The sequence below is a fragment of the Marinobacter xiaoshiensis genome (genome assembly GCF_031631795.1).
Classification (GTDB): domain Bacteria; phylum Pseudomonadota; class Gammaproteobacteria; order Pseudomonadales; family Oleiphilaceae; genus Marinobacter; species Marinobacter xiaoshiensis.
In genome coordinates this window covers 711,016-737,975 of sequence record NZ_JAVMBO010000007.1, presented here as the reverse complement: position 1 = coordinate 737,975, position 26,960 = coordinate 711,016, and the positions used below count along the sequence as shown (strand labels likewise).

General features: G+C 54.1%; 30 protein-coding genes and 2 tRNA genes. 1 reads left to right on the top strand and 31 read right to left on the bottom strand.

The features are described from left to right. Window positions 1–37 precede the first annotated feature (37 nt). A complete protein-coding gene (locus tag RKA07_RS07140; protein WP_200200876.1) occupies window positions 38–1,513 on the top strand; it encodes a M48 family metalloprotease in 1,476 nt (491 codons plus the stop codon). A gap of 2 nt (window positions 1,514–1,515) precedes the next feature. Here the strand turns inward: RKA07_RS07140 and nadA are convergent, their stop codons facing one another. The 31 genes from nadA to ruvC all read right to left on the bottom strand — a co-directional run bounded on the left by nadA (window position 1,516) and on the right by ruvC (window position 26,954). Beyond that, window positions 1,516–2,577: a quinolinate synthase NadA gene (gene nadA, locus RKA07_RS07135; RefSeq protein WP_310965960.1), complete on the bottom strand. Its 1,062-nt coding sequence runs from the start codon at window positions 2,575–2,577 to the stop codon at window positions 1,516–1,518. 68 nt (window positions 2,578–2,645) lie between these two features. Beyond that, window positions 2,646–3,200 (bottom strand): BMC domain-containing protein, encoded by a 555-nt coding sequence (locus tag RKA07_RS07130; RefSeq protein ID WP_200200878.1) that lies wholly within the window; start codon window positions 3,198–3,200, stop codon window positions 2,646–2,648. A gap of 34 nt (window positions 3,201–3,234) precedes the next feature. Then, complete coding sequence (locus RKA07_RS07125) at window positions 3,235–4,584, bottom strand: 4Fe-4S dicluster domain-containing protein (RefSeq protein WP_310965959.1); 1,350 nt, start codon at window positions 4,582–4,584, stop codon at window positions 3,235–3,237. Beyond that, complete coding sequence (gene eutL, locus RKA07_RS07120) at window positions 4,581–5,237, bottom strand: ethanolamine utilization microcompartment protein EutL (protein ID WP_200200880.1); 657 nt, start codon at window positions 5,235–5,237, stop codon at window positions 4,581–4,583. Before eutL ends, RKA07_RS07125 begins: the two co-directional genes overlap by 4 nt. 74 nt (window positions 5,238–5,311) lie before the next feature. Next, window positions 5,312–6,256: an ethanolamine ammonia-lyase subunit EutC gene (gene eutC, locus RKA07_RS07115; protein ID WP_310965958.1), complete on the bottom strand. Its 945-nt coding sequence runs from the start codon at window positions 6,254–6,256 to the stop codon at window positions 5,312–5,314. A 10-nt stretch (window positions 6,257–6,266) separates the two neighbouring features. After that, a complete protein-coding gene (locus tag RKA07_RS07110; protein ID WP_200200882.1) occupies window positions 6,267–7,631 on the bottom strand; it encodes an ethanolamine ammonia-lyase subunit EutB in 1,365 nt (454 codons plus the stop codon). 14 nt (window positions 7,632–7,645) lie between these two features. Next, window positions 7,646–9,079 carry an ethanolamine ammonia-lyase reactivating factor EutA gene (locus RKA07_RS07105; protein WP_310965957.1) on the bottom strand — a complete coding sequence of 478 codons (1,434 nt, stop codon included), beginning with the start codon at window positions 9,077–9,079 and terminating at the stop codon, window positions 7,646–7,648. Next, complete coding sequence (eutH, locus tag RKA07_RS07100) at window positions 9,076–10,374, bottom strand: ethanolamine utilization protein EutH (protein WP_310965956.1); 1,299 nt, start codon at window positions 10,372–10,374, stop codon at window positions 9,076–9,078. The genes RKA07_RS07105 and eutH overlap by 4 nt, the downstream gene beginning before the upstream one ends. A 31-nt stretch (window positions 10,375–10,405) precedes the next feature. Further along, entirely contained in the window at window positions 10,406–11,644 is a 1,239-nt protein-coding gene (locus RKA07_RS07095; protein ID WP_200200885.1) for an iron-containing alcohol dehydrogenase, read from the bottom strand. Between the two features lies 1 nt (window position 11,645). Beyond that, on the bottom strand, window positions 11,646–12,491 hold the full coding sequence (gene eutJ / locus RKA07_RS07090; protein ID WP_310965955.1) for an ethanolamine utilization protein EutJ: 846 nt from the start codon (window positions 12,489–12,491) through the stop codon (window positions 11,646–11,648). A gap of 13 nt (window positions 12,492–12,504) precedes the next feature. Continuing rightward, a complete protein-coding gene (locus tag RKA07_RS07085; RefSeq protein ID WP_227714593.1) occupies window positions 12,505–13,896 on the bottom strand; it encodes an aldehyde dehydrogenase family protein in 1,392 nt (463 codons plus the stop codon). A 59-nt stretch (window positions 13,897–13,955) separates the two neighbouring features. Beyond that, complete coding sequence (locus tag RKA07_RS07080; protein ID WP_200200888.1) at window positions 13,956–14,261, bottom strand: EutN/CcmL family microcompartment protein; 306 nt, start codon at window positions 14,259–14,261, stop codon at window positions 13,956–13,958. A 31-nt stretch (window positions 14,262–14,292) separates the two neighbouring features. After that, window positions 14,293–14,613 carry an ethanolamine utilization microcompartment protein EutM gene (gene eutM, locus RKA07_RS07075; protein WP_200201290.1) on the bottom strand — a complete coding sequence of 107 codons (321 nt, stop codon included), beginning with the start codon at window positions 14,611–14,613 and terminating at the stop codon, window positions 14,293–14,295. A gap of 91 nt (window positions 14,614–14,704) precedes the next feature. Then, complete coding sequence (gene eutM / locus RKA07_RS07070) at window positions 14,705–15,001, bottom strand: ethanolamine utilization microcompartment protein EutM (protein ID WP_200200889.1); 297 nt, start codon at window positions 14,999–15,001, stop codon at window positions 14,705–14,707. Between the two features lie 23 nt (window positions 15,002–15,024). Continuing rightward, window positions 15,025–16,008, bottom strand: coding sequence for a phosphate acetyltransferase (gene pta, locus RKA07_RS07065; protein WP_200200890.1), 984 nt, complete (start codon window positions 16,006–16,008; stop codon window positions 15,025–15,027). Next, window positions 16,005–16,829, bottom strand: a complete 825-nt coding sequence (gene eutT / locus RKA07_RS07060) for an ethanolamine utilization cob(I)yrinic acid a,c-diamide adenosyltransferase EutT (protein WP_200369434.1) — start codon at window positions 16,827–16,829, stop codon at window positions 16,005–16,007. Before eutT ends, pta begins: the two co-directional genes overlap by 4 nt. A 14-nt stretch (window positions 16,830–16,843) precedes the next feature. Beyond that, window positions 16,844–17,539 carry an ethanolamine utilization acetate kinase EutQ gene (gene eutQ / locus RKA07_RS07055; protein ID WP_200369433.1) on the bottom strand — a complete coding sequence of 232 codons (696 nt, stop codon included), beginning with the start codon at window positions 17,537–17,539 and terminating at the stop codon, window positions 16,844–16,846. Between the two features lie 24 nt (window positions 17,540–17,563). Next, complete coding sequence (locus RKA07_RS07050) at window positions 17,564–18,100, bottom strand: EutP/PduV family microcompartment system protein (RefSeq protein ID WP_200201291.1); 537 nt, start codon at window positions 18,098–18,100, stop codon at window positions 17,564–17,566. 11 nt (window positions 18,101–18,111) lie between these two features. Next, window positions 18,112–18,474: an ethanolamine utilization microcompartment protein EutS gene (gene eutS / locus RKA07_RS07045; RefSeq protein ID WP_310965953.1), complete on the bottom strand. Its 363-nt coding sequence runs from the start codon at window positions 18,472–18,474 to the stop codon at window positions 18,112–18,114. A gap of 346 nt (window positions 18,475–18,820) precedes the next feature. Further along, a tRNA-Lys gene (locus tag RKA07_RS07040) sits at window positions 18,821–18,896 on the bottom strand. Between the two features lie 75 nt (window positions 18,897–18,971). Beyond that, window positions 18,972–19,047: transfer RNA gene (locus RKA07_RS07035), tRNA-Lys, on the bottom strand. Between the two features lie 83 nt (window positions 19,048–19,130). Beyond that, window positions 19,131–19,901 (bottom strand): tol-pal system protein YbgF, encoded by a 771-nt coding sequence (gene ybgF / locus RKA07_RS07030; protein ID WP_310965952.1) that lies wholly within the window; start codon window positions 19,899–19,901, stop codon window positions 19,131–19,133. Between the two features lie 27 nt (window positions 19,902–19,928). Beyond that, window positions 19,929–20,498: a peptidoglycan-associated lipoprotein Pal gene (pal, locus tag RKA07_RS07025; protein ID WP_200369430.1), complete on the bottom strand. Its 570-nt coding sequence runs from the start codon at window positions 20,496–20,498 to the stop codon at window positions 19,929–19,931. A gap of 67 nt (window positions 20,499–20,565) precedes the next feature. Further along, complete coding sequence (gene tolB, locus RKA07_RS07020; protein WP_435404612.1) at window positions 20,566–21,822, bottom strand: Tol-Pal system beta propeller repeat protein TolB; 1,257 nt, start codon at window positions 21,820–21,822, stop codon at window positions 20,566–20,568. A gap of 73 nt (window positions 21,823–21,895) precedes the next feature. Then, complete coding sequence (tolA, locus tag RKA07_RS07015; RefSeq protein WP_435404611.1) at window positions 21,896–22,927, bottom strand: cell envelope integrity protein TolA; 1,032 nt, start codon at window positions 22,925–22,927, stop codon at window positions 21,896–21,898. Window positions 22,928–22,949: 22 nt separating this feature from the next. After that, window positions 22,950–23,396, bottom strand: coding sequence for a protein TolR (gene tolR, locus RKA07_RS07010; protein WP_200200898.1), 447 nt, complete (start codon window positions 23,394–23,396; stop codon window positions 22,950–22,952). A 34-nt stretch (window positions 23,397–23,430) separates the two neighbouring features. Then, window positions 23,431–24,120: a protein TolQ gene (tolQ, locus tag RKA07_RS07005; RefSeq protein ID WP_200200899.1), complete on the bottom strand. Its 690-nt coding sequence runs from the start codon at window positions 24,118–24,120 to the stop codon at window positions 23,431–23,433. A 37-nt stretch (window positions 24,121–24,157) separates the two neighbouring features. Then, entirely contained in the window at window positions 24,158–24,592 is a 435-nt protein-coding gene (gene ybgC / locus RKA07_RS07000) for a tol-pal system-associated acyl-CoA thioesterase (RefSeq protein ID WP_200200900.1), read from the bottom strand. Beyond that, a complete protein-coding gene (gene ruvB / locus RKA07_RS06995) occupies window positions 24,589–25,626 on the bottom strand; it encodes a Holliday junction branch migration DNA helicase RuvB (RefSeq protein WP_200200901.1) in 1,038 nt (345 codons plus the stop codon). The genes ybgC and ruvB overlap by 4 nt, the downstream gene beginning before the upstream one ends. A 140-nt stretch (window positions 25,627–25,766) precedes the next feature. Further along, window positions 25,767–26,396, bottom strand: coding sequence for a Holliday junction branch migration protein RuvA (gene ruvA, locus RKA07_RS06990; RefSeq protein ID WP_200369426.1), 630 nt, complete (start codon window positions 26,394–26,396; stop codon window positions 25,767–25,769). A 30-nt stretch (window positions 26,397–26,426) separates the two neighbouring features. Then, entirely contained in the window at window positions 26,427–26,954 is a 528-nt protein-coding gene (ruvC, locus tag RKA07_RS06985) for a crossover junction endodeoxyribonuclease RuvC (RefSeq protein ID WP_200200903.1), read from the bottom strand. Window positions 26,955–26,960 lie beyond the last annotated feature (6 nt).

Below are 26,960 nucleotides of genomic sequence, written 5' to 3'. Positions count from 1 at the left end.
CACAGTAGCAGTTCGAAACAGGAGCACACTGCATTACATGAACGACGTTCTAATAGAATTTCGCAGGTACCGCACGGTTGCAATCGTGATCATTCTGGCTTTTTTTCTGACATCAAGCCCGGTGTCAGAAGCTCAGGACACTGGCCTCCCTAACATTGGAGGAACCGGCGGTGGCCTTATTTCCGGACACCAGGAGAGCGACATTGGCCAGCAGGTGATGGTGTCGATCCGCCGATCTGCGCCGCGCATTACCGATCCACTGATTTACGACTATCTCAGCGCCATTATTTACCGACTGGTACCCTCAGCCCCTTTGGAAAACCGGGAGATCACACTCGCGCTAATCGACAGCCCAGCCCTCAACGCTTTCGCAGTCCCCGGTGGGATCGTTGGCGTGAATGGCGGATTGTTTCTCAATGCAGCGACAGAGCAGCAGTTTGCGTCGGTGCTTGCTCATGAGCTTGCACACCTTAGCCAAAGGCACTTCGCCCGCCGACTGGAACAGCAGGAAACCAGCGCACCCTTAACACTTGCAGGCATGATTGCCGGCATCGTGCTGTCTGCAGTCACTCAATCTGATATAGGCATTGCCGCCATTGCCGGCACACAGGCACTGGCGATACAAAACATGCTGGCTTACAGCCGCTCACACGAACAGGAAGCGGACCGAGTGGGGCTGGACATTCTCGCGACTGCCGGGATGGACCCAAGGGGCATGCCTGAAATGTTCGAAATCATGATGCGTCAGAACCGGCTGCAGGGAAACAACATGCCGGAGTATCTCTCGACTCACCCCCTCACCCAAAGCCGGGTGGCCGACACCCGCAACCGGGCAGAACAATACCCTGAGAAGACCATTCGGGATGGACAGGAATATCACTTGGTGCGTAGCCGCTTGCAGGTTCACTATGCAGCCTCTCCCGAGATAGCCGTCGACACCTTCGAAAACTATCTGAAAAAGCCAAACGCCGAGTCTAATGAAGTCGTTCGTTATGGGCTGGCAGTGGCCTACTTGAGCAACAACCAGCCTGAAGAGGCCGAAAAGGTCATCAAAGAACTACTGACCTCTAATCCAGGCCGGATAACGTTGCAGGTAACCCTGGCAGAAATATACATTCAGGAAAACAAACTGGATGACGCGCGATCTCTGCTTAAAGAAGCCTTGAACAGGAACCCTGGCAACTACCCGATTACTTCTACGCTTGCAGATGCGGAAATAGCAGCAGGTAACGGCACTCAGGCGGCAGAGCACCTGAAGCAGCTGACACGCAGAATGCCCCAGCAGGAATATCTGTGGTTGCGTCTGGCGGAAGCCGAAGGGATGGCGAGGAACATCGTGGGAGTTCACCGCGCAAGGGCAGAATATGATGTTCTTATGGGGGACCTGGAGTCTGCCCAGAGACAGCTAAGGCAAGCTCAAGAGAAACTGCCTGCCGGTTCGGCTCAAAGACAGGTGGTGGGTGAGCGGCTAGCAGAGATCACTAACCGCCTCCAAACGCGCAGAAACAACTAAAATCAGGTGTTACCCGCCGCCTTCAGGTTCATCCCCGCAGTAAAATCGAGCATGCGCCGCAGAGGCTTGAGGGCGGCCTCTCGGATTTCCGCATCCACCAGCACTTCCTGATCACCTTTCTCAATCACACTCAGAAGGTTTTCCAGGCCGTTCATGGCCATCCACGGGCACTGTGCACAACTACGACAGGTAGCACCGTTGCCTGCTGTCGGTGCTTCAATCAGAGTTTTATTGGGCGCCAGTTGCTGCATTTTATAGAAAATGCCGTTGTCGGTAGCAACGATAAATTCCTGATTGGGTAGTGTTTGCACGGCGTGAATCAACTGGGAGGTTGAGCCAATAACATCCGCCATTTCCACAACCGCATCGGGAGATTCAGGATGAACCAGAACGGCAGCGTTCGGGTACAGAGCCTTGAGGTCTTCCAGGCCGCGGTGTTTGAACTCTTCGTGCACTATGCAGGAGCCATCCCACAGCAACATGTCGGCCCCGGTGGTTTTCTGCACGTAATGTCCAAGATGCTTGTCAGGAGCCCAAAGTATTTTCTCTCCCCTCGAATCAAGATCTTCAACAATAGCTTGAGCACAACTTGACGTGACAACCCAATCTGCGCGGGCCTTTACAGCCGCTGAAGTGTTGGCGTATACCACAACGGTGCGGTCACTGTGCTCATCGCAGAAGGCCTGAAATTCATCTGCTGGACATCCGATATCGAGTGAGCAGGTCGCCTCCAGAGTGGGCATCAGGACTCGTTTTTCAGGGTTCAGAATTTTAGCGGTTTCACCCATAAAACGAACACCGGCCACAACCACCGTTGAGGCGGGGTGTTGATTCCCGAAACGGGCCATTTCTAGCGAGTCTGCAACGCAACCGCCAGTTTCTTCAGCGAGGCGCTGGATGTCGGGGTCGGTGTAATAGTGCGCCACAAGCACGGCGTCCTTTTCCTTGAGGACTGCCTTGATGCGGGATTCAAGCCGCGCCTTCTCATCAGCGCTGAGCGGCTTGGGCTCCGCTGCATGGGCCAGGTGTTCCTGAACAAGGATTCGGTCTTCAACTTTAGTCATGTACAGCTTCTCTCAGTTACTTTCTGCGGCTGAGTATATCATTTCAGACAGCAGTAGCACTGTAAGCACTATAACTTGTCCTGCAAGATCTCTTTGCGCGGCTGAGGAATCACAACTTTATCTACCAGCATCCCCTTGCTCTTGATGAAATCTGTTCCCGCATCTACTGCTGCGGTTACCGCAGCGACATCACCTGTCAGGGTCAGGAAGCCTTTGCCGCCGATCGCCATCGCCAGATGAATGTCGATCAACTCAACGTTGGCTGCTTTTACCGCAGCGTCTGCCGCCTGAATAATGGTGGCAACAGAGAAGGTCTCTATAATACCCAGGGCAGCCGTTTCCTCGATCACCCGGGTGCCGCTGATAGCGGCGAAAACGGACGGGTGAACATTGGGTATAATCAGTTCGTCGACGATGGTTTCGCTGCCCAAATCCAGGCCCGCAGACATGGCAGACTCAACAGCAGCCACATCGCCCGCCACCATGACCATGAACTTGCCCGGGCAGATGGTCCGGTTAAACACGATTTCCACGTTTGCCGCCTTCAACATGGCGTCGCCTACCGCGTAGCCTTTTGCGATTGAATTCATTTCAATCATTCCGATCGCACTTTTATTGCTCATGATTACTTCCCATCCGGAACCCTGTAAAACTCCGTCACATGACGGCGTTAATAACGATACTGTCACCCGTCAGGGTCACTTTGCCGCTTATGCTGGCGTGCAATGGTATGCCCATGCCCTCCTTGGGCGGCGCTGCAATAATATCCCCCTCGCTCACCATATCCCCACTTCGGACTACAGGTTCTGGCTGCTGCCCCATGCGCTGATGCAAGGAAATAACCACCCTCGACGGATTTACCTGGACGTCTTTCCAATGCGCAGTTTTACCGTCGTATTTTGCCAGCCCCAGCTTTCGGGTCAGCCGTTGCGATGGTACGCCTCGATACTCACGCATACTATGCACCTCACGGGTCTGGCCCTGCAGCTGCTCGGGTGTCAGCCACAGATCGTTGGCCTTGAGGTCACGTTTGGTTGATACACAGATATCCCGGGGGTTCAGTTGCTCCGGGCAGGCCCACAAAGTACAAATATTGCACTCGCAACAGGCTTGGGCATGGACTGACAAGGTTTCGCTGACCACACCTGTCGTCAGCAGAGAGCGCATTACCAGATGCGGCTGTATCGGATAACCGAGCAGGTACCTGGGGCACATTTCGGTGCACAGTGTGCACTGATCACAGCCGGATTTTCCGATGCGCTTGTATTGCTGCTCGGTTTCCGAACGCCGCCTCACGAGATAGCTATCCCGTGGCAGCACCAGCAGCCCACTGCTCACCGCTGCAATCGACGCGTCCATGTCGTCAACTACCGTCCCCATCATTGCACCGCCATCAATCACCACCGGATCATCACAGGTAATGGCGCCAGCAAGACTGATAACATCCGCAAAGCGCATGCCTATGGGCAACCAGGCCGTGAAGGGGTGCTCCACCTCTCCGTGCACGGTTATCATGGTTCTGGTAACCGGTTTACCTTCTGCAGCCCTTGCAATGTTCACCAACGTCTCAACGTTCTGAACCGCAACGCCGACATCTTTTGGCAGACCACCCGCAGGGATACGATCCCCTGTTATCTCGTAAACCAGTTCGTATTCATCGCCTGCCGGGTACATGTTTGTCATTCGTTTCAGTTCAATGTTGCCCGGCAAGAGCCCTTCGATATGCGATATCGAATCCTGGTGCTTCTCCTTGATGGCTATAACGCCCCGGCTTGCACCCGTTTGCTCCATTACTAACGCCATACCTTTAAGGAGTTCGGCTGCAAACTGTTGAATGATTGTTTGATCCTTATACAGCAGGGGCTCGCATTCCGCGCCGTTGGCAATCAGGATGTCCGCCCGCGCCTGCATTTTGACGTAAGACGGAAAGCCTCCACCACCAGCGCCGACAACGCCTGCGCTTCTGACCTTTTCAACAAGAGAGTTCATGTCAATCGAGCCGCTCATATATCAATAGGGTTTCTGGCAACCGCCAGAACTGCCTCCTCGAAGGCCTCGCAAGCTGCTCTGCAAGCTGCCTGGCTACCGGTCAGGAATCCCCCACCGTAGTTCGTTTCAGAAGGCGGTGAAAAGAAGGTAGCCACTTGAACGCTGGCTGCTTTCAGTGCCGCATCCATACCGAACATTGCTTCCAGTGGTGGCGCAATCAGATACGCCATCGAATCGCCTCGTTTCATCCCGCCCTCTTTCGACAGGTAGCCACCTGTGGCGGATACCAGATGGGCAAAATACGCGATACTGCCCTCTTCGTTAGCGGAGTAAAAGCAGGCTTCGTTCTCGATAACTTCCTGCGCGCGCTGGAGCCCGGCGATAACATCTGCAGGCCCCGGCCCGGCGATGATGCCGATCACCTCACCTGACAACAAGCCAGATGAGTGGGCGGCACCGGCGTAGAATGACCGTGCGTACACCACATCAACCTGTGCGGCTTTCGTGGCTTCATCCAGCGCCACATAAGTAACGTCATCACTGTCGGCTGTGATCATTCCGATGCAGCGCTGTTCTTTTTTAAGGTTGAACTGTTTCATCATTGCGTCATCGACTGACGCGATAACACGGGTAGCCAATACCGTTGCTCTGATTTCGTCCCGAATTGCCATGATGGTGCTCCTTTCGTATCTTGCCGGGAGTCTTTTTGTAAAGAACTCCGAACCATGTGTCTGAGCCCTTGGCTTCAGCGTTTCATTTTCAGCCCGCTCGCTTTCTGTTCCAGCATTTTGCGTGTCAGATCGACAATAACAGCTGCCGCTTCTATGGGTGGTGTACCGCCTGTATGGATATTGGAAATCACCATACGATCCGACTCCACCGTCTTCTCGGTGGGCTTGTAGACGCAATAACAGCTCAAACTTTCAGACTGCCCAAGCCCTGGTCGCTCCCCAATCAACAGCAAGTTAGCCTCGGCCTGTAGCAGGTTGCCAATTTCATCCTGAGCTTTCACACGACCGTAGCGCAAGAAGAAAGGTGTACCCACGGTAAACCCAGCGCTCTCCAGACCTTTCATCAGAGGCGGTATGATTTCTTCGAGGTTATTGGTGACGGCATCTGTACTTAGCCCGTCAGAAATAACCACCTGAACCTGAGGTGATTTTTTGCAACGTTCTCCGATCGTTTTCTTTGCCTCGTCGGAAAGCTTGCGACCGAGATCCGGGCGCCTGAGGTACTCACTCTTATCGGTGACACAGGTCTGCACTTCCCAGAGATTTTGCTGCTCAAGCCACTCTGGAGCTACTTCCTTGACTACCGTATCTTTGGAACGTGAGTGGTCCGCAAGAAAACGCAGCAGCGAACGGGTGCGAGGCCTTGGGCCAGCGCGGCCCTGGCAAACTCGCGCGGCCGTTTGCTTGACCATGTCGCTGTTTACCGAATCGTTGTGGCCATTCTCGATACCATTCCAGTGCACAAACTTGTCCAGGCTGAGATCTTCCAGCCCCTGGCTCTGATCTTTTACCTCGGCCTTACTGCCAGCGGCTTCAGAGGGTTTGTAAGCCGGTGGGTTGTTTTGCTGTGAACCGTTGCTCTGGGGCTGAACACGGGTTACCTGTCCAGCCGGGAGCGAATGCTCACCCAACTCACGCAACACCGAATTGACGATACTCTGAATTGTTTGCTCGTCCATGGTCGTCACCTCAATCAAAGAAGATGGATGGGTCGCCCGCGCGGGCAGTGAGCTTGCCGTTCTCCATCAGGCCCATGGTCTCCATCCAGGCCTCAAACTCGGGAGCGGGCCGATAACCCAGAAGCTGCCGGGCCGTAGCAATGTCGTGGAAACCGGTAGTCTGGTAGTTCAGCATGATGTCGTCGCCAAGGGGCAAAGACATGGTGAAGTTGCAGCCCGCTGCGGCCAACAGAACGATCAGGTTCTCGTTGGAGTTCTGGTCGGTTTCCGCATGGTTGGTGTAGCAGGCGTCGCAGCCCATGGATATGCCGGTCAGCTTGCCCATGAAGTGGTCTTCAAGTGCCGCCCGGGTAATTTGCTGGTGGTTGAACAGGTATTCTGGCCCGATAAAGCCGACCACCGTATTCACCATGTGCGGCTTATAGCGTCGTGCCAAACCATAGTTGCGCGCTTCCACAGTCACCTGGTCTGCGCCGTGGTGGGCATTGGCAGAAAGCGCAGAGCCCTGCCCCGTTTCAAAGTACATCATGTTGGAACCGGCCAATTTGCAGTAATGCTTGCCCATCTCATAGGCTTCATCGAGCAAATCGACAGTAACACCAAATTCGGTCAGGCCTTTTTCAGTGCCAGACAGACTCTGGAACAGCAAGCCGCCCGGTGCGCCTTTTTCAAGTGCTGCCATCTGGTTGGAGATGTGGGCCAGCACGCAACCCTGGGTGGGTATGTTCCACTTGTCGGTCGCTTCCTTGATGGCGTTCAGAATCCGCAGGGTATTCTCTACGGACTCGGTCACCGGGTTAACGCCAATTACCGCATCACCGCAGCCGTATGTCAGCCCTTCGTAGACCTGCACCATAATGCTGTCGAGATCGTCACGGGTGTCGTTGGGCTGCAGCCGGGCAGAGAAGGTTCCAGGGGTGCCGATGGTGCAATTTGCCTTGGAGATCACGTAGAGCTTTTTAGCGCCCACCATGAGATCGCCGTTCGAGCAAATCTTGCATACGGCGGCGACCATTTCGGCAGTCAGACCTTTGCGCAGGCGTTCATAATCCTCGCGGGTCGGCACATCCGAGAGTATGTACTCTCTCAGCTCGCTGACGGTCCAGTGTTTGATCTCATCATAGATCCCGGTGTTCACGGCATCTTGTATTACCCGGGTTACGGCGTCTTCCTCATAGGGCACTATCGGGTTTTCCCGCAGCACTTCCAGGCGCATTTCACTCAATACCTGCTTGGCAGCCACGCGCTCCTGAGCCGTTTCTGCAGCAACACCCGCAAGCACATCACCCGAACGAAGTTCGTTGGCTTTTGCAAGCACATCCTTTACGTCACGGAACTGATAAACCTGCCCGAACAGTGTTGTTTTTAAGATCATGAAAACCTCCCCCTCTAGGCAGGAAATGCCAGAGATTTGATGGTTAATGGCACAACTTCCCCGCCAAAAAAACTTTCGCCGACATCGATATAGTCACCGGCAACGGCACGCACTTCATCAATAACCAGTAGCTTCTGGGGGTCGATCAGGGGCTGCAACTCCATCCCCAACACTTTCCCCAGGTCGTTCTCCGTCACGATGATTGCAGGTGCCTGGCGATTGCCATGCTGCTGATAATATTCTGCAATCTCTATTGCTGTGTGATGCACCACGCGATAGCTCATGGGCATATCCCTTCCCAGCGCAATGGCGTAACTATCCTCTCGCAAGCGCAGATCCATACGTTCTGCTGCTTCGATAATCTGCTGGCAAACCGCTGGCAGATCGGCTGTCTGCCAATCAATCTGCGGCTCTACTACCGGTATATTGCGGATAGGTAGCGAATCAACATTCAGCCAGATCGAGCTTCCGGAGAGCGACATGGAATAGGCGCCTGCGCCAATAACTGTGGCCTGCTGGGTCTGCAAAGGTACGCGGACATTCATGGCAGACAACGTGGGATGCTTCAGTAACGCACCGCCGAGCAATATGCCTATGTCTTGCCAGTGGAACGGCTCGAGTGCTTCGGTTTTCAAGCTGTAGTAACTGGTACCCACGCCTCCGCTTATAAATACAGCGTCGAACTCACCTGGTTCCTTCAGATCAGACGTCATCATCAGCTTTTGACACAACTCTGAGCGGTTGCCGACGATGACATCGACAACCAGTTGCGCCATGCGACTGACAATTTTTTCAAGGTGATCTGCGCTTATCCGGGCTTCCGGCAACGACTCACCGAACAGGGACTCGATAACCCACTTCGCCGGCTCACGGATTTTTGTTACCGATCCTGAGCGGTCCGTTTTGATCAGGTTCCCGCCGATATTAAGGCAGGCGGTGTCTTCTACACGACCACTGTTAAACACCACGTAATTGCTGGTGCCACCGCCAATATCGATGTTCAGTACCCGTGCATGGTTTTGTTTGGAGTAGTCTCCGGCGCCGCTGCCCCTGCCTGCAATCACAGACTCCAGGTTCGGGCCTGCCGTGGCCACCACAAAATCGCCCAGCCGCTCTGCAAGGTTCAGAACAGTATCCCTGGCGTTCTTCACCTTGGAGGTTTCGCCGGTGATGATAATGGCCCCGGTTTCAATATCGCTGAGTGTGATACCAGCGGCCGCAAACTGATCGTCGATGAACCGCTGCAGCATGGGAACATTCACGGTTCCATCCTCCTGCAGAGGCGTGGGGCTGACAGGGCTCTGGAAAAAGATCTCCCGTTCCACAAACTCATACCGGGGCACCTGAGTAACAGGCGCCCGGTTGACCATGGTGAGCCGTGAAAAGATCACCTGGGTTGTGGTGGTACCGATATCAATACCGACACTGTGTACGGTTTTTCTATTCACAGTTGTCCCTTCGCCTCCTCTGGCGTGGATGAATCAGAGGCCGGCTTGCCGTTCTTTTCAATAGACGCAATCATCCGGTCTGCAAGCAGCATGGCGAACAGTACGGCAGTGATGCCACCAACGAGCTTGCCGATGATGACAGCCATGATCATGTCTGGCTTATTCGCTGCGGTGAAACCCAGGTGGTCACCAAAGGTAAACGCGGCGCTGACGGCAAATGCGGAGCAAAGAATCTTGCCGCGGCTGTCCATATCCTTCATTACCTGGAACATGGGGATGTTGTTGGCGAGGGTAGCAATCAGGCCAGTTGCTGCGGTGGGGTTTACATTCAGCACGTTGCCCATCTTCAGCAATGGCTTCTCGAACCAGCGGGTCAGCAACAACACCATGGGGTAAGCGCCCAACAGGATGATGGCGATGGAACCAATGACTTCGATGGCTCGCATATCTATGCCCGGCTCATCACCCGGGGACATGAAAATCGGATCCATACCGGGAATCAGCGTAATGCCCAGTGTGGTTTTCAGCACTGCAGCCGCAAGGCCAATGGTGATAAAGGCAACCAGAAACTTTGCAAAAATTGAAAACCCGTTGATCATCTTGTTGGGCATAAACCACAGGCCGGCTGCAATCAGGGCAGACACAATAATGACCGGAATAAGGTTCATGAAAATCAGCGGCAGGTTGAACTGTATGGCCTCTTCAGTGCCGGGAATCAGAACCGTAGACGCCATGGCAGCCAGCCCGCCTGCAATACAGCCAATGGGAATGGTCACAATACCCGCGAGTACCCCGGACGCCAGGTAGGGGCGATCCTGTTCTTTGATGATGCCAACGGCAACGGGAATGGTGAATACAATGGTTGGGCCCATCATGGCGCCGAGAATCAGACCGGCGTACATCCAGGCACCATAGTTAACGGTGCCGTCTACAGCCGTGGCCATTTCCTTGGCCAGAAAGTATCCTCCCATGTCGTTGGCAAGCAGTGTAGTGGCGAACATGGCCGGATCAGCACCCAGGAAGGTGTAGATGGGCACAACGACCGGTGACAGTATTTTGGCCAGTACCGGTGCCATGGCGATAATACCGACCATGGCCAGAGCCAGAGCACCCATGGCCTGAAAGCCTTCTTCAAACTCGTTGCCGGCGCCGGAGATGGATTTCCCCACCCGGCCTAGCCCAAGCTTGCCAAGCACCAACCCGGATCCGCCAAACTGCATGAATACCCGGTCCAGAGCGCCGATGACCATAAAGGTCATCATGATATAAAGAATGATCTGGTTTAACGTTTCCATATTCGGCTCTCCGCCTTCTAGCAAAGGGTTGTTATTTGGTACTGCATGCCTCTTCAAGTAACTGCACTATGTCCGCTTCAGTAACGTCCCTCGGGTTGTCCCTGATACACACATCGTCTAATGCATCCGCGGCAATGGCGGCAAAGTCCTCACGCTGAATGTTTGTCCCCGCAAGGCTTCCAGGCAATCCGATATCTGAAAGAAGTTGCCGCACGGCATCGATTGACGCCATACACTGCTCTCTTTGTGTCATTCCGGTGCGAGTCACACCGAGCATGTGCGCAATGGCCGCATACTCCTGCTGACACACCAGTGCATTGAATCGCATCACATAGGGAAGAAGGATCCCGTTGGCGATGCCATGGGCCAGGCGATAACGGGCACCTATCTGATGAGATATGGCATGAACCAGACCAAGCCCGGAATTGCTGAAAGCCAGCCCGGCTTTATAGGCCGCAGTTGCCATGGTGAGACGGGCTGCAACATCGCCACCGTTGCCCACTACCACTGGTAGCGCCTCTGCAATGCTCTGCACGGCGCAGATAGCCAAAGCCTTTGCCAGAGGATGTGAGTTACGTGCCGCGTAGGCCTCAATGGCGTGGGTCAGCGCATCAATGCCGGTAGCCGCAGTCACCAAAGCTGGCAGATTCAGCATAAGACCCGGATCCACGATGGCGAAATCCGGCATCAGATCGACCTGTTTGATCACGAACTTGTGCTTGCGATCAGCGCGCATGATCACACTGATGTCGGTTACTTCGGATCCCGTGCCAGCGGTTGTCGGCACAGCACCTAACCCGATAACCCGGCGACCTTTGAATCCCGGCTCTGCCAGTTGCTGCAAGCTGCTCTGGCAGCTTCCCGCTAGCGCAATGGCCTTGGCGGCATCAAGCGCGGAGCCGCCTCCAAAACCCAGTACAAAATCCGCGTGATTGCGGGTAAGCAATTCTGTGGCGGTCGCAATAACAGTTTCATCGGGCTCCCGGGTAATTCCGGGATAGATAGTGAACTCAATGCCTGCTCGCTCCAGGCTTCTCTCCATGCTCCGCATCAGGCCTTTTTCATGAACCACGCGGTCAGCGACCACCAACACATGCATTACGCCAAGATGACTGAGCATCTCGCCAATTTTGAGAATCGCACCTTCGCCCATCAATGTCTGGCGCGGAGCGTTGAAGTTGAACAGACCACGCGGCGCCAGCTCGTCTACCGTGCGGGTGACGATGCTTTCGATCAGGGCGTTATCGGGCGACTGCTCGGGCGTTCTCATATCATCCGACCCTCTGTTCCTTGGCTCGAATCACGTCCGAATAGGTTGCTATGGCAAGGGGTGTGAGGTAAAGCGGGTGCGAAGGCATCACAATTTCGGTGCCGGGAAACTCAGCCGCGAAGACTTCCAGGAATCCGGGCAGCGCGCACGAACCGCCTGTCAGATAAATGGCTGGTACCTTGTGGCCTTCAATGTGGCCGTGAACAATATCAGCCATTTTCCCAATCACCGGTGCAGCAAGCCGGCACAGTGCCAGGTCTTTACTGGTGCGTTTCATCTCTTCGGCTTCCTCGTAAGGCAAACCGAAATGCCCAGCAAGCGTCAGCGTAATATGCCGACCGCCAGTGGCGTCATCCATCGACCGAACCACCCGGCCTTGCTCAATAATGGCCGTGCCTGTAGTTCCTCCACCAATATCCACTACGGCGGCATGATCAAGCTGCAGCAACTGTGCAACGCTACTGGGTTCATCAATAACGCCTGCCACTTCCAGGCCAGCGGCTTCAATGACATTGGTCGAGATACGTGAATCGGTACCGGGAGGAAAAGACGTGATGACCTGTTCAATATTAATCCCCAGCTTCGCGTTAGCTCGCCGGACCTGCTCCCGGACAATCTGGCTGGCACCGAAGAAATCCACAACCACACCGTCGCGGACAACGTTGGTCCAATCCATGAATGCCGCAATCGGATTACCGGCTGCATCGAGCACTATTGTCTGAATGTCTGCGGTACCCAGGTCAACACCTACTCTGAACTCACCCTGAAACAGGCTTTCAGTGTCGTTATTGATCAGACCAGCGGTCTTCTTCAGTAATCGGTTGACCTCGGCCATTGTCCTGCTCATTTCACTCTCCTTGTCAGACGATCCGGAACGAATCCACCATGGTGCAGCGCCGTTTGCGTACAAACGTGCTGGCGTTGGTAACGCCCTCGCCGGTGGGTGTGGAAATCGTCATGGACGTCCAGCCTTCTCCGCCCGCGCCCAGTCCCGCAAGGCACGGCCCATTCTTCACAAACAGGCTGCAGTTGATTTCCAGCGCCATACGGGAAAGGTTATCGATATTGCGGGAGTGCATAGCTGCCGTGTGGCGATTGCCGGCTTCCAGTTCCACTGCCCAATCAATTGCCTGGTCGGCGTCACGGGCACGTATCAAAGGTATAACAGGGAGCATCATCTCTGTTGTGGCGAACGCGTGATCCCGCTCGGTTTCCGTGACGAGCAAGCGAGTGCCTGCCGGAACGCTGAAACCTGCGGCAGCCGCGATTTTTTCAGCGTCGCGCCCTACCCATTCCGGCTTCGGATGCGGGTTCGGCCCCGGGTATCCTGCAAGAACGAGCCTGGCCACTGCGTCAGCCTGATCGGCATTGATCTCCGCAGCTCCGTGCCGGCACATGGCCGTTTTCAACTCTGTCGCAATCGACTCTACGGCGATGATTTCTTTCTCATCAACACAGATGATGTTGTTATCAAACGATGCACCCTGAACAATGCTGATGGCCGCCCGCTCTATATCAGCGGTTTCATCCACAACCACCGGAGGGTTGCCCGGCCCCGCAGCAATCAGGCGTTTGTCGGTGACCTTGCGGGCTGCATTCACTACTGCTTCACCACCCGTAATGGTCAACAGGTGTATACCGGGAAAACTGAACAGCCGAGTGGCCGCTTCAATCGTGGGTTCTTCAACACAGGTTACGAGATTTGCAGGCCCGCCGGCGCTTACAGAGGCACGGTTGATCAGCTGGATAGTGCGCTGTGAAACGGCCCTGGCTGCTGGGTGCGGAGAAAACACAACCGAGTTGCCTGCCGCAATCATGCTGATCGCGTTATTCAGAATGGTTGCAGACGGATTGGTTGACGGTGTAACAGACGCTATTACACCCCAGGGCGCGTTTTCGATAAGTGACAGCCCGTGATCACCTGTCAAAGCCATAGGCACTACCGCTTCGGTGCCCGGCGTTTTGTCCAGAACCAACTGGTGCTTACGGATTTTATCGTCTACCCGGCCAAATCCTGTCTCCTGAACGGCAAGCTCAGACAGCGCCTGAATATTCTCGCGTCCGGTGCGCCGGATAGCCGCGATGATCGCTTCTCTCTGCGCCATCGTTCTTATCTTTCTATAAGCATCCTGAGCCCCGGCTACGGCATCATCAAGTGTTCTGAAAACGCCGTAGCTTTCACCGTCACGCTGCGGAGAGTGCAACTGCTCAATAACCCTGCGTACGATGGACTCAATCTGCTGTGCATCCATTTGCATCTTCCATCTCCCCCAGGCTGCCCGAGAACTGATGACAGCCCGATAACGGTGGCCTAATAGTTTCGCTGGTATTTCTTGAACCAGGTTTTAGTGCCCCCGGTGACTTCGTCGATAATCCCGACGATACTCAGGTCAACAGGTGTCTGGCCGGTGCCATCCACAGACATCCGGGCGGAACTGCCACTGACTACCAGCACCCACTCACCTTCCCCTGCGCCAAGCCTGTCAGCTGCCACCATGACTGAGCTCTCTTCCTTACCGTCCTGATCGATAAACTTGATCAACGCCAGCTTATCCATCCCCAAACGCTCGCTGCGGACAGTAGCAACGACTTGACCGATAACCTTTGCAAGTCTCATGGGATTTCTTCCAGTTCAGTTAGCCTTGGCCCTATGCTTTCTTACCCTGGTTGGGTTTTCCCGGCTCTACCGTCTTCTTCGGCACAATCGGGAAAATAGCTTCCAGATCCGCGTGAGGCCGTGGAATAACGTGGACAGCTATCAGCTCGCCGAGCCTTTGTGCTGCCGCTGCGCCTGCATCTGTTGCCGCCTTGCAGGCCGCCACATCACCCCTGACCAGAGCAGTGACATAGCCAGCTCCGATCTGCTCATAACCCACCAGTTCAACCCGGGCGGCTTTCACCATGGCATCCGAGGCTTCAATAAGAGCTGTCAGACCCCTGGTTTCAATAATGCCTAGTGCTTCCATCATGCTAGTACCCTCGCGCCTTACGGCTTGTTCTGAAGCCTGCTTCCAGACTGCGTTCATCTGAATAAACCTTTGTCAGGGCCTCCTGATTTCCTCAGGAACCGGAAGGCTTGACCGCCGGATTGATCGGGAAGATCGCTTCCAGGTCTCCGTGCGGACGTGGGATCACGTGTACAGCCACCAACTCGCCCAATCTCTGTGCGGCAGCTGCACCGGCATCTGTTGCCGCCTTACAGGCCGCCACATCACCTCGTACCATCGCAGTCACCAAACCACTGCCAATCTGCTTATAGCCAACAAGCTCAACTCTGGCGGCCTTGACCATTGCGTCAGACGCCTCAATCAGAGCTGTGAGACCTTTTGTTTCAATAATTCCAAGTGCTTCGTTCATGGGTAGTTCTCCTCAGGGTGTTACTACACTTTGTTTACCAGGCATGACGCCACTACGGCCACGTCGACGATTTCGTCGGCAGTGCAGCCTCGTGACAAGTCATGCATAGGTTTCGACAAACCAACCAACATAGGCCCCAGCGCCGTGTAGTTACAAAGGCGTTGGGCAACCTTGTATGCGATATTCCCGGCATCAAGTGACGGAAATATCAAAACATTCGAGTTACCTTTCAGGGGGCTTTCGGGCGCTTTTTTCAGAGCAACCGAAGGCACAATAGCCGTATCAAACTGAAGCTCCCCATCAATAATCAGTGATGGATCCAGGGTGCTCGCCAACTCAAAAGCTTTCCGTATCCGCTGGGCTGCTGGATGCTGCGAACTACCCTTGGTAGAAAATGACAGAAGCGCAACTCGCGCCTTCTCGCCAGTGAGAGCCTCGAAGCTACGGGCAGAATCGATGGCAATACTCGCAAGTTGCTCAACCGTGGGCTCAGGTATCACCCCGGCATCTGCGAACAATCTGAAATCCTGACCCTCCGCAGAAGACATCAGAAAAAATGAGGACACGGTTTTATCACTGCCCTTAACTCCGATGACCTTGATTGCTGCCCGGATTACGTCACCACTGGTGGATACATTTCCGGCGATGCATATATCTGCTTGTTCGCACTTAACCATCATGGCGCCAAAATACAGCGGATCACTCAGGAGCTTATAAGTTTCCTCCCTGCCCACTCCCTCGTTTTCAGCAAGGTAGGCGTTGACGAATGAATCCATCCAGCGTGAGCGCTGCGGGTCGACTATTGAAAAAGACGACATTGCCAATCCTGCGCTTTGGGCGTAATCACGAAACTCGAACGGATTACATAAGAAAATCGGTTGCGCCAGCCCTTGCTGCTGAAGTTCATTTGCAGCCTGCAGAACACGCGCATCGAGCGCATCAGGAAAAACGATGCGCTTGGGCGCTTCGCGGCAGGCTTTTTGGCACTGCTCCATCATCCGGATCATGAAATTCCTCCAAAGTCGGGAAGAGATCCGGTTGTTTCCACCACCAGAGTCATCAGCATCAAAACGTAAATAGCGCTGCTAAGCCGGTTCAGCCCCTGAACAATATCCGGCCGGGTGAGATCAAAGCTGTCTGTCTGGAAGGTTCTGCAGGCTTCTACTTCCGCCTCTCGGGCCATCGCCCTGAGGACGTTCAGCAATGACACATTTGCACCGTGCTTCAGCTCCGGAACGATATGGTCGTGCCCGAGATATTTCAGGGGGTTATGGGAAATGCGGTGAATGATTTCATCAGACAGGTCACCCATGCTGATTTCATCCTGAGCCTCACCGGTCACTTCGCTGCGCAGAAGATTCCCCATGAAAGAACGTAGGTCTGCGAGCCCATGGCGCAGCATCGGATACTTTTCAAAGCTCAGGGCGAACTGGGTCTGCACCCAAACAGTTTGGGAAATGAGCGTATCGAGCTTGCCACGCAGAGCAATTCTGGGGTGTGTCTTGGGAACCAGTTTCTCGCCGTCCAGCAGCGTCAGCAGTTCTGTCTTCTTTTCAACCTGGCTATGGCAAACCGAGCAAAGATTGCCCGGGCGCTTGTTCGCACTTGTGAGGGGGTGAACGGAAGATTTCTGCTTAGCGCCGGTTTCAGATTCATCAGGAAGGAAAACCCGGCCGTCATCACCGATATATTTGATGCGAATTTTGCGCTCAGCGAGCAACTGACTTGCAGAAGGAGTGAGCCTGGCCCCTGCAGGCAGGTGCACCTCACTGCCATGGGCCAGACCATGCTCGGCTCGCAAACTGGTTTCTGTAATCCAGGATGGCATCAATACAACCCCTTTTATTGCGCTGACCAGTCCGCTGGGTAAGTCACATATACAAAGCGTACTTTCCCTGGCGATCCAAATTCGATAGCCGCGCCCTTGGGTATAAAAAACACATCCCCCGGCTTTCCGATATGCGTCTTATTGCCGCAGGTGATGTGCAGTTCACCTTCCAGAACCACGTCAATTTCGTCGTAATTCAGTGTCCATGGAAAACTGCAGTTGTCCCACTGCATGTAGCCGGCCGCTATAGAGCTGTTGTCGGCAGAACCAATCACATCAGTCAGCCCTATAGGCTTGCCACCCGCGCCATCAAACTTTCCGGGTTTAACAGAGGCGCCGCGCACAAGAACAACACCATTGGGCGCTTTCTCCCGTTCGCACGAGGGGCCTTCCGTGTCCTGGTGCTGTAACTCCTTCAGGGCTTTTTCAATCAACTGGTCAAGCAGACTGGAATTCTGATGCGCGGCCGGAAGCTTTTCCCTGACGGCCTTTTTAATAGCTTGCAAGCTATCAGGGCGGCTGCCTGCCAAGGACATGCTGTCCTTTTCAGGTACGCTGTTGATCGGAACGTCAACAATTTTCAAACCCAGCTTTTTGGCGACATCGCGGGCTTCTGGCGTGATGATGGTGCGCTGAGGCGCAACCTCCACAGCAGTCTGCCCGTTCCGGTGAAGCTCCTTGATCGTCTCAGCCGTTAGCAGAGATTTCATAATCCGGCCCCTATCAGATTCAAATCAACATTCGTTTTCACCAACGCCCGCACTTTCAGCAGGTTTTTCGCTGGCTCCCATACTGGCGTCTGGCATTTGCAAACTGATCAGAAAGGACCTCAAAGCAGCAACACCTTCACCTGTTGCTGTAGAAGTCAAAAAATATGGTGGAGAAATATTGTGATCTGCCAATATTCGGCAGGCTTTGTCAGTATCGGCATCCGGTAAATCGATCTTGCTGACGACACCAATCACCCGCTTGCCAGGGTAAACCTGCAACAGGCCAGGAGGTAAAGAGAAAGCCCTGCTATTCGCGGGCTGGAGGTACACAATCGTGCTGATCTCCGCGATGGTCGAGAGCAAGGCGCCGTAATAGGCGGGACGGCTGATGAACTCCCCGGGCGTATCCACAACCTGGCTAGGATGAAAGACAACAGCCTGAGTTTTCAGCACTTGCTCACCGGACTCCAGTAGCGCCAGAGTGAGCGCCGTTTTGCCGCTGCCGACATCGCCCACCAGAACAAAATCTGCCAAGTCAGGATGAAGTGGTTGTTTGCTCACATCCCTGTCCTTCAAGTCCGAGTTGCCTGACATACTCTGTATCCCAGTGACAATTCCAACGTAGACAGAATGGAGCCCAATGCTTCTTCTACCGAACCGATGCTACCGGTAAGGACGAGGGCGCCCGAAAATCGATCCAGAAATCCGATTTTCACCGATGCGAACTTGGTTGCCACATCTCCGGCAATAATGGCCGTTTCGCCAGGCGTAAGAGTAAGAATGCCAATTGCCTCTGCATGCTCAACCCCAACTTTGTGACACAGCTCCTCAGTCGGGTTCGCAAGCAAATGCGCAAGAGTTACCTGCTTACCAGGAACATACTCCTGAATAATCCGTTCTATATCGGATGTACCACCGGAATTACTCGCAGACACTATAAAATGCTCCGCTTCGTTAGGCGCTTGAACGGCCTAATCGACCAGCATAAATCTCTGGCGTCGTATTCACGTTAGTCTGTTATCGTTTAAAATCCAGTCCTCCCTCATGCAATGTGATAAGGAATTGACGCTGGTCAATACATGATAAAGGTGGGGAAAGGGCTTTCGAAGGCTTGGGTGGGCAGCGCAGCTGAGGTGCACGAAAAGCAGGAATGCAGGGATATATTGGCAAAAAAAAAGGACTGCATCTCTGCAGCCCTTAAGCTTTAACTCGCAATGCTTTTCAATCTACCGAATCAAGCTTTGTAAACTAACGAACCTTGATTCTTGGTACTACTGATAATGGTGGGTCGTGATGGATTCGAACCATCGACCAATTGGTTAAAAGCCAACTGCTCTACCAACTGAGCTAACGACCCTAAAACGGTTGATCAGTGCCTGGTGACCCTGATCGATCCCGGAGCGGCTCAGCAACTGCTCCGAAATATCGAATATGGTGGGTCGTGATGGATTCGAACCATCGACCAATTGGTTAAAAGCCAACTGCTCTACCAACTGAGCTAACGACCCAAGCGAGGCGCATATAGTAATGATTTTTCCCTGACGATCAACCCCCTCTCGTCATGTTTTCTGTTTTTTTTCCGATTATCAGCTTATTGAGCCTGACCTGACCCCAAAAATTTTCTGGCAAGTCCTGCTGCATCACTCTCAGGGTAGTCGCTTACAACTTGCTCCATTTGTCTGCGTGCTTCGGCTTTCTTGTCAAGCCGATCAAGGGTTACACCCAGTTTGTACACGGCATCCGGCGCCTTGCGGTGGTCCGCATAACGGGTTGCTACAATGGAGAACGCCTGCCTGGCTTGCTCAAGCTGAGGCTTGACCAGATACACCTCACCCAGCCAATAGTATGCATTGACCGTAAGATCCCCTTCGGGATACTTGTCTATAAACTCATAGATGCGGCTAATGGCTTCGTCGTATTTTTTCTGACTATGAATAAGGTCCTGAATGTCGTTGTACGCCTTCCGCTCTTCAGCTTGCGGCTGACGATACTCTCGTATAGCTGCAGGCTTGCTCTTTCCGGCAGCCCCGCTGGCTGTTTCTGTGGCTTGCGGTTGGGCAGATACTTTCTCTGAAAGATCGAGTATGCGCTGGTCGAGATCAATGTAACGATCCCTGCCCTGATCCTGCAAACGTTTTATCAGATGCCTCTGCTCTTCCGATTCCCCCTGCAGACGCCGTACTTCACCCTGGAGCTGCTGAATCATGTAAAACAATTCAGACGTGGCCTGGCTGGTATTGGCCTTGCGCTGGGCTTCTGAGGCATTGTTCTGGAATGCGGGCGTAGATGATTGCGCCAGCGTTATCCCCGCCTGCCCTAAGGCAAGCGGGAAAATCACTGCCGCCATGAGCTGTTTTCTCATGGGTTTAACCTGATGTTGTATGTGCGTTTACTCGAATACGAGCTCCACACGGCGATTTTGTGCCCATGCGCTTTCTGTAGAGCCCATAACCGCCGGTTTCTCTTCACCATAGCTTACGGTTTCCATCTGGCCCCGTGAAGCGCCATTCACAATCAGGAAACGCTGAACGGCATTCGCACGACGCTCACCCAGTGCCAGGTTATATTCTTTCGAGCCGCGCTCATCACCGTGGCCTTCCAGACGAACCTTCTGGCCAGGATTGCTGGACAGGTAACGGGCGTGAGCCATGAGTACGTCACGGGCTTCCGGCTTGATTTCAGATGTGTCGAAATCGAAATAGAAGGTCGTAATGTCGCGCAGGGCTGCCTGCTCTGCCTGCCTCTCAATCTCCATGCGCTCATCTTCGCTCATTGCTGATGAAGAAATCCCGCCCTGATCACCACCGCCATAAACGGTAGAGCCGCCATCCTGATCGATGGGCTGAACATCGGAGCCGTAACCTCCTTCGTCCATGTTTTCGCCAGTGGTACTACAACCGGCGAAGAGGCCTGCGGAAAACAGCAGTGCAATTACTTTGGCTTGAGCTGACAGCTTCATGATTCATTCCTTTCCGTTGGTTGATTTGAACTTCGACTTTTCAGATGGATGCCGTTGCACCCACCCACTACCGAACAATAGGCCCCCACGCCGGGTCGCGAACATCCCCTTCCGTAGCGGGAAGGCTGTATGCGGCACCGCCATCTGCTGAAATTACAGTCAGAACGCTTTCACCACTTTGCTTGGTGGCGTATATCAACATGCGGCCGTTTGGCGACACGCTGGGAGACTCATCGGATTCTGTGCGAGTGAGGACTGTTTCCTCATCGTTCTCAAGATTAGTGCGAGCGATCGTGAATGCCCGATCGCGCTGGTGTACGTAATACACATATTTGCCTGTGCTATCAGGGCGCGGGCGAGCGTTGTATCGGCTGCCAAAGGTGATCCGCCGCGGCTCCGCTCCAGGCTTTGCCATGTAGTAGATCTGCGGCCCACCTGAACGGTCCGACGTAAAGAAAATACCCTTACCTGCACTATCCCATGCGGCTTCAGTATCAATTGCCCAGTGGTTACTGAGTTTCGTCACCTTGCGGGACTGAAGATTCATCTCATAGATCTCGGCGTTACCGTCTTTGGACAAAGTCATCAGCAGCGACTGACCATCTGGTGACCACGCAGGCGCCGAGTTCAGCCCTGGGAAGTCAGCTACCTTGGTGCGCTGCCCCGAACTGAGCTCATGAACAAATATGGCAGGCTTGCCGGTTTCAAAAGAAACGTATGCCAACTTTTTACCATCCGGAGACCAGGCCGGCGACAGAATCGGCTCCTTGCTCTCAAGGCGAATTCGCGCGCGCTTGCCATCTATATCGCTCACCTGTAACCGGTAGCGTGATTTGCCGTTTTCCCGCTCAAGCGTTACGTAAGCCAGTTTGGTGGAAAATGCTCCGGGAACGCCCGTAATCGCTTCATACACCTTGTCGCTAACGTGGTGGGCCAGTGAGCGAATGTTCGAGGCGGGCGCGGCGGCTGTTTCACCAAGAATGCGCTCTTCACGGTTAACATCAAACAACTCATAGCGCGCCTGCACCCTGTCGCCGTTGCGGGTAAGCTCGCCCACAAGCACATAGCGCTGACCAAGCAAACGCCAATCCCGGAAATACACCTCAGAGCGTTTCGACGGCAGGCTTAGCATTTTCTCTGGCGCCAGCGGGCGGAACTCACCACTCATTGCCAAGTCCGCCTGCACAATGCTGCTTAGCTTATCCCCTACCGGCATGCTGCCATTTTCTGAAAACGGCACCACAGAGACCGGGATGGCAGAGTCTGCGCCTTCAGTAATACGAATCAGCAGTTCGGCCTGAGCGCTGGAGGTTGCTAACAGCATCACGATCAACGCTGCGAAGATCCTTGTGGGTAGCCTGAATGAGAGGTTCTGTTTCATGGTAATGCCCGCATCCTTATCTCATTTCTCGAGGATTGAACTCGATCGTAAACTGACGAAAATATGCTTCAAAGGTATCCCGCTCAGAAGGCACCGGGTATCGCGTCAAAGACCTTACTGCATTTAAAGCCGAGTTATCGAACGCTTTATTTCCACTGCCAGCCAACAGTTTAACGCTAGCAAGTTCGCCAGTTGGCAACAGGGTGATTTGCAGTCGTGCTGTCATCTCATTAGTTGCTGACGAAGGCATGTACCATGCGTTAGATAGCTTCTCACGAATCAGAGCCTGATATTTCTGGCTATCAGTCAGCATTTGGCTTTCACGGGCTTTGGCGGCTGCCGCTTGTTCCTGGCGACGCGCCTCATCTGCGCGGGCTTTACTGGCCTGCTCTGCCTGAGCTTCCAGCTGCTGCTCCTGTAGCCTGCGCTCTGCTTCCAGCCGTTTGCGCTCAGCTTCTTTGCGAGCCAGCTCTTCCTGTTTTTTACGTTCGGCTTCTTCGCGCTTTCGCTGCTCTTCCTTGCGCTGTTTTTCCGCTTCCGCCTTGCGTTTGGCTTCTTGCTGTCGCTTTTTCTCAGCCTCTGCTTCTGCCTTGCGGCGCTCTCGTTCTTTAGCCTCTGCTTCAGCTTTTTGGCGGGCGGCCTCCTGAGCTTTTTTAGCCTTCAACTCTTCAGCCTTGGCTTGCTCCTGCTTGCGCTCCTGTTCTTTACGCTTCACTTCTTCAAGCTTTTTCTGCTCCGCAGCCTTGCGTACTTCTTCCTCTTTCTGGCGCTTCTGCAGCTCCGCCTGTTTCTGTTTTTGCAGCTCTTTACGTTCCTGCTCTTTGTCTGGCTGGTCAACAGGCTCCAGAACCGGGCTTGGCTCAGGCTTCTGCTGGGTGATCAGGCGCGCTGAAATACTGTTGGGGGGCGGTTCCTGGATAGGATTCGACCACGACCAACCCGCAAGGGCCACGCCCGCAATGAGCAGATGCAAAGCCACTGAGAGCGCGACTGGCGATTTCCAGGCCGGCACTCCCGTACTGGTGTATTCCCGTTCCTGACCTGTCACAACCATTCCGCCTGCACTGATGTCACGTTTCGTCCGGGGCTGAATCAGTAATCAGCCCTATACTGGTCGCACCTGCGCCCTGTAAAGCCGCCATCAAGCGGACAACGGTGCCGTAATCAACGTTTTCATCACCTCGCACAAGAATTTCGCTGGAGGTTCTTTGGGAAAGGATTTTTGCCACCTGCGCTCGAACTTCAGCCAGGGGCATTGGATCACTCCCCTTATCTCCAACTTCCACGTAATAGGCACCATTTGAGTCCACCGACACTATGATGGATTCCACATTTTTGTCGGCGGTAATTGGCGCGGAAGAGGTCTCCGGAAGATCAACCTTCACGCCCTGGGTAAGCATGGGTGCCGTAACCATGAAAATAATCAACAACACCAGCATCACGTCAATGTACGGAACAACGTTGATTTCCGACATCGGCTTCTTTCGGTTTTCGGGCATCATCCCCATGCCTTTCATAGCGCTGTGCTCCGTCTGTTAGCCGAAAATGTCATCAGGCTGCGCCCTTCTCGGCGCTGTGTACACGGCGATGCAGAATGCTGGAAAACTCTTCCGCAAAGGTTTCGTAGTTTTTGAGCAGGGCGTCTGACTTGGCGGAAAACCGGTTGTACGCGATAACGGCGGGAATTGCTGCGAACAAACCCATGGCCGTTGCAATCAAAGCTTCCGATATGCCCGGAGCAACCGTTGCAAGCGTGGCCTGTTGAACCTGGGCCAACCCGCGGAACGAGTTCATAATGCCCCACACGGTACCAAACAGACCAACATAAGGGCTCGTAGAGCCAACCGTTGCCAAAAACGGCAAGTGGGTCTCCAGCCGTTCCTGCTCACGGGAGAAAGCCACTCGCATGGCGCGCTGCGCACCTTCCATCACTGCATCGGCATCACGGCTCTGCTGGCGCAGTCGGGAGAACTCTTTGAACCCGGCACGGAACAAGGCCTCCATGCCCGAGAAAGGAGTGGGTTCGGCGTTTACTTCACGATAGAGTTGCCCCAGATCCATGCCAGACCAAAAGCGCTCTTCAAACGCCAACTGTGCCTGCCGGGCTTTACGAAATACCTGCAAGCGCTGAAAAATAAGCGCCCAGGACATTACCGATGCAGCGGCAAGTAACAACATAACCAGCTGAACCAACACACCGGCATTTGCAATCAGACTCCAGACTGACAGTTCCGAATCCACCACTTACTCCTGGGTTATTTCGTGTTTTGTTTCGTTTTTAAAGCGTCGGGCAATTACTGCCCAACAGCTCCAGCATGTTTTCAGGCAAGCGCCTTGGTCGCCCGCTATCAAGGGCTATACAAGCAACTCTTACGCTTGCTTCGCACAGCAGCTTGCCGTCCTTTGCCCGCACCACCCGCTGCCTGAAATCCATCCAGACGCGGCCAAAGGCCACTGGTTCTGCGGTGACAGTAAGCTCATCGTCAAGCACAGCTGGCAAGACATAATGAATCGACAAACGTTGCACAACATAACTTATGTTGTCAGCCAACCCGGCCCGAAGGCCTATTCCGCAACTTCGCACCCACTCGGTGCGTGCGCGCTCCATGTAATGCAGGTAGCGGGCATGGTAAACAATGCCGCCAGCATCTGTATCTTCGATATACACCCGGACTGGCAGCCCAAAGGTTGCCGCAGTTTCGCCTTCACTCAAAGAGCACCTCCGTCTGAAGGCGGTGAATCCGGCGCTTCCCGCACAATGCCAAAGTGCTGATACGCATGGGATGTCACCATACGACCCCGAGGTGTGCGTAGCATAAAGCCTTGCTGGATCAGGAAGGGTTCGAGAACATCCTCGATTGTTCCTCGCTCTTCGCTGATCGCGGCTGCCAGGCTTTCAACACCCACTGGCCCGCCATCGAATTTTTCGATCATCGCAAGGAGCAGCCGGCGATCCATGTGGTCAAACCCCTGACTGTCTACTTTCAGCATGTTCAAGGCCTGATCAGCAATGGCCGCATTAATGTGCCCATCTGCTCGCACTTCCGCGTAGTCTCGCACCCGTCGTAACAGGCGATTGGCGATCCGGGGCGTGCCTCTTGAACGGTGCGCTATTTCGTAGGCACCCTCTTCATCAATATCCACACCGGAAAGCCGTGCTGAGCGACTCACAATGTGCGTGAGATCCGCCGTGTTATAAAATTCCAGGCGTTGAACGATTCCAAACCGATCTCGCAACGGGGATGTCAGCAGGCCAGCCCGTGTGGTTGCGCCCACCAGCGTAAAAGGCGGCAAATCAAGCTTGATCGAACGGGCTGCCGGCCCCTCGCCAATCATAATATCCAGCTGATAGTCTTCCATCGCTGGATACAGTATTTCCTCTACCACAGCGCTGAGGCGATGAATCTCATCAATGAAGAGGACATCACCCTCTTCCAGATTGGTTAGCATTGCCGCTAGATCTCCGGCCTTCTCAAGTACCGGCCCGGACGTTGTCTTTATTGAAACACCCATTTCATTGGCAATGATATTGGCTAACGTAGTTTTCCCCAGCCCCGGAGGCCCGAAGATCAGAACATGATCCAAGGCTTCCCGACGACCGCGAGCCGCCGAGATAAAGATATCCATCTGCTCCCGCACCGCGGGTTGCCCAACATACTCCGCAAGCAACGTTGGCCGGATAGCGCGATCCTGAACCTCTTCGTTTTCACCGGCCCTGGCTGAGATCAGTCGGTCGGATTCAATCATGAACTTATCCGCTTATCGGGAATCAATAGATTGCCACTTAAAACCAAAAAGTGACCCAATTGTACAAACAGCCACCTGCGTGTCACGTTACGCTCTCTACAGGTTTGGCGCCATACAGGCGACATATTAAAGTCACGTCATCAAGCAGGAATCATGTTGCGCAGAGCCAGACGAATCAGCGCCTCGCTGGTCATCCCCTCTTCTGCCACCTTGCTAATCGCCCGTGCAGCTTCCTGGGGTTTATACCCAAGCGCTATGAGTGCGGCCTCTGCTTCGTCGGCAGGGTTGTGTGAGGTAATTGTAAGCTGAGCCGGGTCTGCAAGACCGCCCTCGGCACCTGCAGAAGCAGGTATAAACTGCCCTTCAAGCTGTTTGATGCGGTCTGTCATCTCAATCAGCAGACGCTCAGCTGTCTTCTTGCCAACACCAGGCAGCTTCACCAATGACTTGATGTCGCGAGCCTCCACGCAGTGTATGAACTGCTGCGCCTCCAACCCTGAAAGTATGCCGGCGGCCATCTTCGGACCAACACCGTTCACCTTGATCAGCAAACGAAACAGGTCCCGATCAAGCCTTGAGGCAAACCCATACAGGCTTTGAACGTCTTCTCGAACCACAAAATGTGTATGAAGGGTAACTTCCTGCCCGGGTTCTGGCAGGTGATAGAAAGCAGTGAAAGGAATATCAACTTCGTAACCCAGACCGCCACATTCTACCAATGCTTGCCCGGGTGTTTTTTCGACCAGAATACCTCGGATACGACCTATCAAGGATTGCCTCCTGCCGCTCCGTAGAGCAGTTTATTGTTGTCGCACGCGCCCGCTGCGCGCCTTACCCGCACCGTTTGCCACTCTCAGTATGCTTTGATTCATGTGTGCGTGACACAACGCAATAGCCAATGCGTCCGCGGCGTCTGCCTGGGGTTTTCGGGAGAGTGACAGCAACACTTGAACCATGTGCTGTACCTGGGATTTTTCGGCACTGCCCTTGCCAACCACAGCCTGCTTGACCTGTCGGGCAGAGTACTCGTGTACCGCCAGCCCACTGGTTGCGGCACCAACAATCGCCGCTCCACGGGCCTGTCCAAGCTTGAGAGCTGAATCCGGATTTCGAGCCATAAAAACCTGCTCGATGGCAAACTCCTGCGGCTGAAATTCAGTGATCAGGCTTACCAGGCTCTGAAAGATGATCTTCAGGCGCTCCGGCATGGGCTGTTCACCCATGCGGATACAACCACTGTCGATATACTCTATGTGCCGACCCTCGACGCGGATAATACCGTAACCGGTGATCCTTGAGCCGGGGTCGACACCCAGAATAATTGCCACATCAGA